We start from the raw sequence: 11,378 nt of genomic DNA, 5'->3' as shown, positions 1-11,378 counted from the left end.
TTCCTTTGATGGTAGACGATTGCTGTGATTTAAAATTTGAAGTAAGATGTTTGATCAGGCCAAATTCGCCTAATGTAGAGAGTGGGGTTGACATGGTATATAATGTTCAATACGGTTTTCGACACAAAATTAGTAAAATCATTAATGAATCACTCAAAATATTCAGGAGTCTTCATGGAATCTGTTTGATAAAGTTAAAGTAGTTGTTATCCGATACATTTTCAGGAAATAGATTTTTATCAAACAACTTTATTGTTATTGATACAGTGTAATGAAACATTGTCATTATTAAAACGTATATCTAACATAGGGCTTATCTATGGACGATTTTAAGAATTAATTGTTTGATATTCAGTTTTTTATCTATTAGTGATATGCTAACCCCGTTTGAGGACCAACAGATTTTTAATGTACATTTCAAATAGTAAATAAATAATATAAAACAATTAATGTCATATTTTCCGAACGTAATCCATTTGATCAATGTGACTTAAGAAAGTAATAAATAACACTGAGTGCTTAAATCATAAGAAAAATATAAACGATGACCAGGTTTTTTATTTATTTGATGTTGGGAGTATGCCTGTCAACATCCATACATGCACAGGAAAAAGGAGCATATAATATTTTAAGTGTCGACGGACATATTATAGATCAGAAAACCAATAAAGAATTACAGATTGGAGAAAAAATAAATCTACAAACGATGCTGGAATTTGAAAATCTTCAGGATAAAGCGATTCTGCTTAGTCCGTCTAAGGTCAAGTATCGTCTGGAGGTGCCAAAAACGCATACGTCCAATCAGGTTGTGTCGTCACAGCGCGCCCTTCAGCAGGTAAAAAGCCGGCCCATGCTGGTAACGGGAGTCCGGGGCGTCGAAGCCCAAATGATCAGTGACGGGGTGTCTACACAGAGTCTGGGTGAATATTTCGGACAGGATACCTTCACAATTATCGGTAATCAGCTTAAATTACCGGTTTCATCCGGTGATATGGAAAAATACAAATTAGTCATCCGGTATGAAAACGATGGTGTTAAAGAAGTGGTGCTGGAAGATTTTCTCATCAGCAGGGATGATCTGGACCTGAATACGGCACAACCACGAATTAGCGAATGTTTTCTGTTACTGAACGATGACCATACTATGTCTCCGGTGACACAAGTGTCTCTTTTCTTTGTTGATGAAAATCGGTTGTTTGAGGAATTTTCAGCATTACTGCAAGCGTTGCGTGTTCCTAAAAAGGATACTCCTAAAAGCCGGAAAATACTGAAACAGTACTGTCTGGATATCTATGGAACCATCGATCAAAAAAATCTAAATCAATCTCTTCGCAATTATTTCGACTAAAAGATATAATTTAGCAGCGAAATTATTAAGTTGATTTATTTAATCCGGCTAAATGAAATATTTTCTTCTATTTGTTTTCTTGTTAGCTACAAGTGTAATATACGGGCAAGATTTGATTGTAACAACTACTAATGATAGTTTGAAGTGTAAAATTATTGATATCCAGAATGATGTTATGCAATTCCGTTTCGGAACGGATGGAAATGTGATTTCCATCAAGAGATCAGAAGTGGCCTCCTATAAATATAATTTTGAAGTCCCTCTTTCTCCGGTAAAACCGAAACAATCGTCCCAACAACCAGTGAGGACTGCCAACGTTGTAAAAAAGAATACAGTAGAAAAAGATACCGTGAAAAGGAGCAGGGTGAAAAAAGAGGGTATCCCACAAAACTACCCACCGTTTTATTTATCCGCGTCATTGGGTTATAAGCCTTATGGTAACTTATTTATGGAAGGTGCCGAATTTGATGAGAGTAGTTATGATGACGGTAAACCGGGTTTGCTTTCCATCGGGGTCGATCTGGCTTATTTCTTTCACCATTCATATGGAATCGGCATTAAAGCGAATGGAACCAAAAGAAATATTTCCCTTCTTGATGAAAATATAAAATTCCATGACAGGGTTATATTTTTGGGACCTGCTTTTTATACGAGATGGGGTAATAAATTCGCTTTTACTTCAAGCATAAGTGTAGGAGCATTATCCAGGAAAATGACCAAAATCTATATGGATGAAAATATATTTGATGATGATGTATTTGATGATGATGACGATATTGATGATATTGATGATTTCAAATATGAGAAAGAATCCAGTAAAACATCCATAGGGGCTTGTCTTTCCATAGGATTTGAATATATGATCAGTAAGCATATTGGTATTCATATCAATGCTGATGGAAGTGCCGGTACGATAAAATCAGAAGTTGGTTTGGATTTACTTTCTGATGACCAAAATGTGCATAAAATGCTTCCTTTGAAACGAAGTGTGTTTACTATCGGATATAGCGCAGGTATTCATTTCAGGTTTTAGTGATGTTGCGTTTTGTCTTCTGCATTATCAGCCTGTACTTTGTTATAGGGCTAAAAGGACAACCGGCAGAGCCGATATTGCGGCTGAATTCGGCATTTCACATAGGAACCATTCATGATATATCGACAGATACCCAGGGAAAATATCTTTTAACAGCATCGGAAGATAAAACAGCCCGTTTATGGGATGTCCGGTCAGGAAATATGCTCCGGGTCTTTCGTCCGCCCATCGGATATGGAAGTGACGGCTTTTTGTACGCCTGTGCCCTTTCCCCGGACGGGCAGGTTGCTGCGGTCGGCGGGCATACGGGAGCATCATGGAATATGGCGGACAGTTCAAAAGTAACCATCGGAAACTGGACTGGGTACGCCAGGCAATTAAAATACAGTATTTATTTTTTCTCTACATCCACGGGTGAACTGATCAACAGTATTGATGATGCTGATGCTGAAATACTCGACCTGGATTTTTCTCCGGATGGAAATTATCTGGCAGCTGCACTTAGTGGAAACAAGGGCGTAAGAATATTTACCGCTAATGACGGCAGTGAAGTGCGAAAACTGATCGCTTACGGAGGCGCTGTAAGAAAAGCGAAATTTTCATCATCGGGACAGTTAATTACTATTGCAGAAGATAATTATATCCGGCTATACGGAAAGACATTCCAACTGTCAGCGACCAGATCTTTACCACATAAACCACTGGATATAGCTTTTTCGCCGGACGGATCAACCATTGCGGTAAGCTATGCCGGCCAGGCAACCATAAGTATGCTTGATATGAGTGATCTTGCTGTGAAAAATACGCTTCAGGCATTATCATTTGAGAAAATATCAATAAATGCAGTGGCATTTTCTTCGGATGGAGATATTTATGCGGGGGGGGAATATCAAAAACAATGATAAAAACCAGATCAGGTTTATCAAGGGGAACAATCGGGTAAATATTCCTGCAGGCAGGGGCGAGATCACCGGCATGAAAGTTCTGCCGGACGGTTCTGTCGTATTCAGTACATCTTATCCGGAAATCGGGCGTATTTTATCCGATCATAAGGCTCCGGATGAATGGACAGGTGATCATGAATCTTATATCAGGGCCGCTGATATGATAGTGACGGTAGAAAGGCAGCGGGAACTTTTCCAGTTGAATGAAGAGGGCACAGAGATCGGGCTTTTTGGTATAGGCCGGGAAGTCTTGTATTTTTCAATTCCGGACAGGGAATTAAAAACTGCCGCGTCATCGTTGTCCGTGGCTACGGACCGGAATATTTCCAAAAATATTCGTATCGCAGGATGGAAAAACGGAACCAGTCCCCGCCTGAATAATAAAATATTAAAAGTACTGGACGAGGGAGAAACCAGTCGTTGTGTAGATATAAGCCAAGATGGTACCCGTATTTTGTTGGGAACTTCCGGACAGATTATCTGTATGGACCACCAGGGCAGTGTTTTATGGAAGCGCCCGTTAACAGAAGAATGTGTGGCTATAAAAATTGCGGGAAACGGTCAAGTTGCCGCAGCTGCTTTAAGTAACGGCACTTATGCATGGTTCGATATGTCTGAGGGGCCCCGTTTATTAACCCTTTTTGCTCATTCGGATAATAAAAGATGGGTGTTATGGACTCCCGCAGGTTTTTATGATTGTGCAGTCGGGGCAGACGAATTGATTGGCTGGAATGTAAATCTGGGTAAAGACAAGGCATCTGTGTTCTATCCGATAGCCCGGTTCAGAAAGACTTTTTATAATACCGGGATCATTGATAAATCGCTTGGCCTGCACACCCAAATGGCTCAACAGATCAAGGACACATCAGATGAATCGTTAACGGGTTATAATAGTATTACCAAGGCGCTGCCACCGGAAGTTACAATTATAGCGCCACAGTCGGGTACTTCGGTAAAGGACAAGCAAATCTTACTAAGGTATCATGTAAGCGTATCCGGCGGGGAACCCATAGAATCAGTAAAAATATTGGTTGACGGAAGGCCCGTGCAATTGCTGCCTTCGGTAGCGCCGGGTGCGAACGAAGTAACAGTCGATATTCCCGAGCGTGATTGTGAGGTATCCGTTATTGTTAAAAATAAGTTTGCGACCGGGGTGCCGGCATCTGTAAAGGTAAAATGGATTGGAACCAGGGAAGAAGATATCCTCAAACCAAAATTGTATATACTGGCAGTCGGGATCAGCCAGTACCAGGATAAAGGTTTGACATTACAGTTTGCGTCAAAAGATGCGATGGATTTCACCAGAATCATGGAAAAACAGAAGGGGTTGTTGTACAGTGATGTGGTCATTAAACTGTTAACAGACTCCAAAGCCAATAAACTCAGTATCCTTGACGGCCTGGAATGGATCCAGAAAGAGACGACCAGCAGGGATGTGTCCATGATATTTTTTGCCGGACACGGCTTGAATGATAATTCCGGCAATTTCTTTTATCTGCCGGTGGAAGCTGAAATTGAACGATTGCGGACCACCTGTGTGAATTATGTAGATATCAAACAGACCGTGGCATCTATAGCCGGTAAAGTGATATTGTTTATGGATGCCTGTCATTCCGGTGATGTTATGGGAAGCACCCGGAGAGCTATTATCGACATCAATGGAGTTGTCAACGAGTTATCCAGTGCTGAAAACGGGGCGATTGTATTCACTTCTTCTACCGGGCGACAATATTCTTTGGAAGACATTGCCTGGAACAACGGTGCTTTTACAAAAGCTTTAGTAGAAGGATTGGGAGGAAAAGCGGATTTGTTCAACCGTAAAAATATTTCTATAAAAACTTTGGATGCCTTTATCACACAGCGGGTTAAAGAGCTGACCAAAGGGAAACAGGCACCTACCACCATTATTCCGGCCAGTATTCCGGATTTTCCAATAGCCATCGTCAGATGATATTTTACGTTGAATACTGTATTTTTGCAAAAAAAATAGAATTCGTTACCTGTGGCAAAAAATAAATTAAAACGCTTTGTTGAGATGGCTACCTATCCGAATGTGATAGAGCCTGCATTTGAAGAGGTATTCCGTACTGATTTCCGGTTAAAAGGGAAATGGGGCAAAGAAATTTTCAGGAATGACCATCCTGTTGTTCTGGAGTTGGGTTGCGGTAAAGGTGAGTACACAGTTGCCCTGGCCCGGAAATATCCTGATAAAAATTTTATCGGGGTTGATATTAAAGGATCACGTATGTGGGTGGGAGCTACCGATGCTTTGCAGAACCAGCTGGAAAATGTGGCCTTTTTACGTACCCGGATTGAATTCATTAATTCCAGCTTCGCAGAAAATGAAGTATCGGAAATATGGATCACATTTCCGGATCCACAGCCACAACAAAGCCGGATAAACAAAAGGTTGACATCCGCACGTTTCCTTAATTCATACCGGCATTTGTTACAGCCATCCGGCATTGTTCACCTGAAAACCGACAGTGACAGCCTGTTTGAATATACTTCCCGTGTAGTTGCCTTCAATGAGCTTCCGGTAATAGTACAAACCGACGACCTTTATCATTCCGGTTACACAGATGACATATTATCCGTGCAGACCCATTACGAAAAAATATTCATGGGAAAAGGATTTTCTATCAAATACCTGAAATTCGTGTTACCGGAAGGTATTGAACTGAAAGAACCACCGAAAATAGAAACGGAAAATTGAGGGTGGTGAAGTATCCTTAATTGTTGAGTTCAATATTGATTTGGTTCAGCATCTGGTTTTGTAGTATGATAATTCCGTGATTGAACATAAATTTCAATAAAAATTTACACATATTTTATTTGTATAATTACTCGCTGACGCTCAGGAGATCGCTTATGCTAAGTTCATAATATTAGTGGTTTAAAAAATCATCAATCGTCAATTATCAATCATCAATTATCTGGTATATTTCGATTTTAGCCGTTAAATATTTCCTTCCGGTTTATTTCTTTGCCTTGCCGTAATAAAAGGGCATGATATGAAGATGGAATATCGTGATCCCATTGTTTAAGAAATAAGTAGATCAAAATCCGGTCCAGATGAGCTACACATCCAAAAATAAGGGCAATGGTAAAATGTGGCCCTGCAACACCCATAATTAATAAAGAAAACTCTATGACGATATAGAGTCCCCAGAATTTTGAAAGGATGGAATGAGGAGAAGGAAGTTTACGGAAACGTATCAGGCTAACAAGATACATCAATGCTTCCAATGAAAATATACCGCCAATTAATAAAATATTCCCGCTGATTGCCGCAGGATTAATGGAAAAGACAAAAAATAAAATAGACAGGTAAAAGAATAAGTCGAAAATAGTATCCAGAAGTCTGAGTTTTTGAGTGGATACTTTTAGCTTCCGGGCAATGATCCCATCAAAAACATCTGTAACTATTCCGATATACATGAAAGTTAAAACCAGGACTCTTGAATTTTCAGGTTTCAGAAGTGTTGTGATGAATATGATAAATCCAAATAATAGCCTACTATATAGAAGTATTGCCGGAATATATTTTTTCAGGTTACCTGACATCTGCCTACTAATTTCATCTTAAAACATCCTTGAGATAATCATCGAATGAGGTCGGCAATCGGATCACCTTATCCTCAAATTCGAAGGAGGTGACCTTATCGATAACGGCTTGGGTCATATCTGACATATTCCGGGCCGCATTTTCAGTGAAACCGGCTGACATCAGCGCAGGGATCCGTTCTTCTTTTGAGATGACCTGTACCTGTATGGCTTTGTTTAGTTTTTTTGCGAATATATCTGCAATGTTTTTTGAACTGTACCTGGTACCCGCCAATTCATGAACAGTTGTTCCATTTTTTCCTTCATTCTTCATTATACATTGCGCAACGAATCTGGCAACATCGACCGGAGCATGCATTTCCACTTCCAGATCAGCAGGAAAGAATGTCGGTAATATCCCCGCTTCATTCATTAAATCTACATATCCGAGCCAGTTACTGTAAAAATAAGATGGACGAACAAAGATCTTTTCTATGTCGAATTCGATGAATGCCTGTTCCAACAATCTCGACATAAGAATATTGCCGGTATTATTTTTTACATGGGCACCCACACACGATAAGCCGACAATCCTTCGGATCCCTGTTTTTTTGATCGCTATTTTATAGTTGTCAATAATTTTTCCTGTTTCTTCTATGATATCTTCAACGTTATGTTTTTCAGGAGTTAATAAAAATGCCGTCGTTCCTCCTTTAAATGCTTTTATGACATCATCCGTATTCAGCAAATCAGCATTCCCGGTTTCTACGGATGGACCGAAATCATACTTTGCCTGATGCGTAATAGCCCTTACAGGAGTTTGATGTGCGACTAACTCTTTCACTATATTTGACCCGATTTGTCCGCTGGCTCCGACTATAATTATCATTGGTTTAATTTTTATATGGCTTGATTGTATTGTGATTGTTTTTTGCTAATTGGTAGAATCTTTCTGAATATCAGAGGGAAAAAATCACAGTACGTATTATACCTATATCTGCTCGATATCCACTTTTAACCCGGCCGAAAAATAAGATAATTATCTTTATTTCCGGTCATTTTTCTTACAAATTCTCATCCTCACTGTCTGGAATAGTTCAAATTTCTAACGAGCCGCGGAATCCCGTCACGGCTTGCTCTCCGACACTATATCGCTTTTTCAGATAAAAACTCCGGCTTTGTTTTCCCTTTCACGAGCACGAATACTTCATTGATCCTGGTTGGAAAAGAGATAAGGCTGGCAGTTGTGGTTTTATATTTTTTCCCGTTACGGTAAATCGTCACTTCTTCCGTACCCCAGGGATTACGTACGTTACATTCTTTACCGGCATTGGACCGGATCTCGACAAATTCGGCAGAACTGTTTTTAAAGGAAGACGTTACCAGGAAATTTCCCCGACACAGAAGGGTGAACTGTGCATCCCACTCTTCAGGCCATGCCGGAAATACCCGGATAACATGATCTCCGCCGGGTTTAGCCGGGATCCCCTGGCACAATGCATAATGTAAGGCGTCGGCAACGCGCCCCAGACGCTGGACACCGGTAGTCTGAAAGCCTTCCCTCAGATCCATGCGGTTACGGAGTACCTCTATTTCGGCGGTCTGTATCTGATTCGGGATAAGGTAACGGGTGGCGTCCTTACGTCCCAGCTGGGTTCCTGTAACCGGTAATTTAGAGAGGACATAAACCCGGGAATCCTGCTTGATTCCCTGCGAAAAGTAGGCGTCATAGGTATTATTGGCTGTTTCCATCATCTTTTTATCGGTAGATTCAAGTGTACAAAGGTCGAAATACCATACCGGCATGGTGTTGGAGTCGGGAATCCGTTCGGCAGGACCTTGTAACACAGGAGAAAGGGAGCGTACGAATGTTACGGGTTTACCGTCGGAGTTGGGATAGTCGGAACTCAATGTTAATGGCGACAGATTGCTCAGTATCTCATTCCATTTTTTCCTCAGGTCGGCATCCACATTCAGTATTTCGGCCGCTTTGATGGCTACGGGAAAAATACCCATCATAGAAGATATTTCTTCCACCGTGTTGTGTCCGTCCCATACCGATTCATTATCGTTGATATGGCGGATGTGGTACTTGCCGTCCTGTTCCTTTTTCAGGTTCGGAAAGTTCCGGTAAAATTCGGCTACCCCTTTCAACATGGGGTAAGCCTGTCCGGCCAGCCATTCTTTATCCTGCGAATATTCGTACTGCATCCAGTATTGGTAAGCTATTTTTGCTCCCCTGGAAAAAATATGAGTTACATGTCCGAAAGTGCCGCCACCCTTATCCGATGTATGCCAGATCCCGTCTTTCCAGCCATCGTCTTTCTTCCAGTTCCACCGGCTGTTAAATGGCATCCGGGTATACGAATAAGCGGTAAAGTCAGTTGACCGTTCCGGCCATGTTTTCCGGGTCAGATAGAGGTCCCTCATTTCGGAAGCGATATTTTCGGGAAGTTCGGGAAGACCGTCAAATCCCACAGTTTCGGGAATAAAAATCCCTTCGCTTCCCCATTGTTGCCGGGCTGCTTTCTGCAGGGACGGGTACATGCGGGAATACATCCTGAAATGCGGCGCCATGATCTCAGGCCTGTTTGCCGGGAACAAACCATTGTAATAACAGCTTTGGTTAGCACCCCAGAAAAGATTCCCCCATTTACGCGAATCACCTCCCGTTGTCCAAAGCATTCCGTTGAATTTAGGTTCGTATTCTCCCCGGGACGAAGAACCCATCACATAAAGGAAATAGTGGTAATTTTCCATGATCTTGTCTGCAACGCCATCGGAACTTTTAAGGTGGATAAAGGAACGTTCCCAGAAAGCTTTCCACCAGTTTTTATGCGTCGCAGATATCTGATCATAGCCGGTATTGTGTGCATTATCGAGTAAACGCAGGGCCTTTGTGGCGATGTTTTCTTCTTTGTCGAAAGAGGCTGCGGAAGAAATATAGATCCGGAATGATGAGCTGCCCTCTTTCACGGTTAAGGTCATTTCTTCGGCACTGACCTGCCACGATTTTGTATCTGCACCGTCAACCGATACCGCGACGGCCGATGTACACAGATATTCCTTCTCTTTGAACGTTTGTGTCAGGACCATACGGTTGCCGTCTTTATCAAACTTTGAGACCGCCGAATGGTCGCCTTTTTTGGTAAAGGCGGGTCGCAAGGCCCTCAGGCGGATAATTACGGGTGATCCGGTCCTGTGGTTTTCTACATTTATGACCAGTACATCCTGGTTGCTCCATACGAATGTTTCCGTTTTCACCTGTTTTCCTTCGGTCGAAACAAGGGCCTGATAACAGGATAATCTTTGCCTGAACGAATCCCCGGTAAACACTTCGTCATAACCGGGAAATTCGACATCGACAAAGCCGGCCCCGCCACAATAGTCGGTATGCCGTTCGTAAAAATTGTGGCTTTGAGCATTGTTCCCGAACACATCTACCCGGTTGATCTGAAAATGCATAGCAGAAGGACTCGTCCATATCAGACTGCCTGTTATACCGTTGCCCACCGGCATTCCTTCCTCACTTCGCTCAGCAGGGCTTTGGTAGATTAGGTCGGAAGCGGAAATAATCGACGGATAATCCGGCGCTAAAATCGTTGATTCCTGTGCCTGACATATATTATAGGAAAACAGTAAAAGCGGTAAATAAAGGATATATTTTTTCATAGATGTTTATTTTTATAAGTACCAGATCGAAATATTATATTCCGGATATAGAGTTCAAAATTCAAGATTTAAGATTCAAAATTCATTGTTCAAAGTTCGCTATTCTCTTCGTCTACCTGTTTCAGTGAACCATCGAGGGTAACGCTTTTCCCTTTTGGGATATTCAATGATATGGATTTTCCGTTGTAGTAAACCGTACACGGTTTCCCTCCGAAGGAACTGATCACGGCTTTGGTCAACTTACCATCTTTCCATTGAATATCCGCTTCAAAATTGCCGCGGCAACGTGCACCCCGGATACTTCCTTCCGTCATTTGGCCGGGTAAAGCCGGGAGTAATTTTATTATCTCTTTGTTGGAATAGACCAGCATTTCGATAACTGCGGCCGAGTATCCCAGATTGGCGTCGATCTGGTAAGGTTGCCATCCATGACCGCTGGATGTTACACCCATATAGCGATAATCGTTATGGTAAGTAAACAGGTTGGCTCCTATGGTAGAACGGCTCATCAGGTTCAGGCATTCCAGGGCCTCGTTCCCCTGGTTCAGACGTGCATATATATTGGCCATATGAGCCAGCGACCAGCCTGTCTGCGATTCAATCCCGATGATCCGGCGTTTTTCTACGGCAACCCGGCAGGCTTCGAACAGACGGGCATCCGTTTCCTTACTGATTTCGAAACCGGGAAACAGCGGGTATATATGCGACTGATGCCGGTGATGGTAATTATCTGCAAAGTCAGGGTGCATCCACTCTTTAAGCGCTCCGTCCCCGTTGATCTGGTAAGATGGGATCTGGGCGAGTAACTTCTTCCATCTTTTCACACCGTCTTTTT

Annotated in this window: 9 protein-coding genes; 5 read left to right on the top strand and 4 right to left on the bottom strand. The window is 42.0% G+C overall.

The annotated features are described in order from the left end of the window. The first annotated feature begins 544 nt into the window (after positions 1–544). From LBQ60_16265 to trmB, 5 genes are all read left to right on the top strand, one after another. A complete protein-coding gene (locus tag LBQ60_16265) occupies positions 545–1,348 on the top strand; it encodes a hypothetical protein (protein MDR2039478.1) in 804 nt (267 codons plus the stop codon). Between the two features lie 139 nt (positions 1,349–1,487). Next, positions 1,488–2,381 (top strand): hypothetical protein, encoded by an 894-nt coding sequence (locus tag LBQ60_16260; protein ID MDR2039477.1) that lies wholly within the window; start codon positions 1,488–1,490, stop codon positions 2,379–2,381. Between the two features lie 2 nt (positions 2,382–2,383). Then, positions 2,384–3,283: a hypothetical protein gene (locus LBQ60_16255; GenBank protein ID MDR2039476.1), complete on the top strand. Its 900-nt coding sequence runs from the start codon at positions 2,384–2,386 to the stop codon at positions 3,281–3,283. Continuing rightward, positions 3,222–5,276 carry a caspase family protein gene (locus LBQ60_16250; GenBank protein MDR2039475.1) on the top strand — a complete coding sequence of 685 codons (2,055 nt, stop codon included), beginning with the start codon at positions 3,222–3,224 and terminating at the stop codon, positions 5,274–5,276. The genes LBQ60_16255 and LBQ60_16250 overlap by 62 nt, the downstream gene beginning before the upstream one ends. 51 nt (positions 5,277–5,327) lie before the next feature. After that, positions 5,328–6,041: a tRNA (guanosine(46)-N7)-methyltransferase TrmB gene (gene trmB, locus LBQ60_16245; protein MDR2039474.1), complete on the top strand. Its 714-nt coding sequence runs from the start codon at positions 5,328–5,330 to the stop codon at positions 6,039–6,041. Positions 6,042–6,277: 236 nt separating this feature from the next. Here the strand turns inward: trmB and LBQ60_16240 are convergent, their stop codons facing one another. The 4 genes from LBQ60_16240 to LBQ60_16225 all read right to left on the bottom strand — a co-directional run. Further along, on the bottom strand, positions 6,278–6,892 hold the full coding sequence (locus tag LBQ60_16240) for a CDP-alcohol phosphatidyltransferase family protein (GenBank protein ID MDR2039473.1): 615 nt from the start codon (positions 6,890–6,892) through the stop codon (positions 6,278–6,280). Between the two features lie 13 nt (positions 6,893–6,905). After that, a complete protein-coding gene (locus LBQ60_16235) occupies positions 6,906–7,760 on the bottom strand; it encodes an NmrA family NAD(P)-binding protein (GenBank protein ID MDR2039472.1) in 855 nt (284 codons plus the stop codon). Between the two features lie 257 nt (positions 7,761–8,017). Next, the gene (locus LBQ60_16230; GenBank protein MDR2039471.1) at positions 8,018–10,543 is read right to left on the bottom strand and encodes a DUF5703 domain-containing protein; all 2,526 of its coding nucleotides are present in this window, start codon (positions 10,541–10,543) and stop codon (positions 8,018–8,020) included. An 89-nt stretch (positions 10,544–10,632) separates the two neighbouring features. Next, the coding region (locus LBQ60_16225; protein MDR2039470.1) for a hypothetical protein at positions 10,633–11,378 on the bottom strand (746 nt) is incomplete at its 5' end.

This window comes from Bacteroidales bacterium, assembly GCA_031275285.1.
Taxonomy (GTDB): domain Bacteria; phylum Bacteroidota; class Bacteroidia; order Bacteroidales; family UBA4181; genus JAIRLS01.
The sequence above is the reverse complement of the archived record's forward strand: the minus strand, read 5'-3'. Positions and strand labels throughout refer to the sequence as shown.

What these genes read in the sequence shown, in the direction of transcription:
- LBQ60_16265 (MDR2039478.1), top strand. Translation starts at nt 545, where the DNA reads ATGACCAGGTTTTTTATTTATTTGATGTTGGGAGTATGCCTGTCAACA.
- LBQ60_16255 (MDR2039476.1), top strand. Translation starts at nt 2,384, where the DNA reads ATGTTGCGTTTTGTCTTCTGCATTATCAGCCTGTACTTTGTTATAGGG.
- LBQ60_16250 (MDR2039475.1), top strand. Translation starts at nt 3,222, where the DNA reads ATGCAGTGGCATTTTCTTCGGATGGAGATATTTATGCGGGGGGGGAAT.
- LBQ60_16240 (MDR2039473.1), bottom strand. Translation starts at nt 6,892, where the DNA reads ATGTCAGGTAACCTGAAAAAATATATTCCGGCAATACTTCTATATAGT.
- LBQ60_16235 (MDR2039472.1), bottom strand. Translation starts at nt 7,760, where the DNA reads ATGATAATTATAGTCGGAGCCAGCGGACAAATCGGGTCAAATATAGTG.
- LBQ60_16230 (MDR2039471.1), bottom strand. Translation starts at nt 10,543, where the DNA reads ATGAAAAAATATATCCTTTATTTACCGCTTTTACTGTTTTCCTATAAT.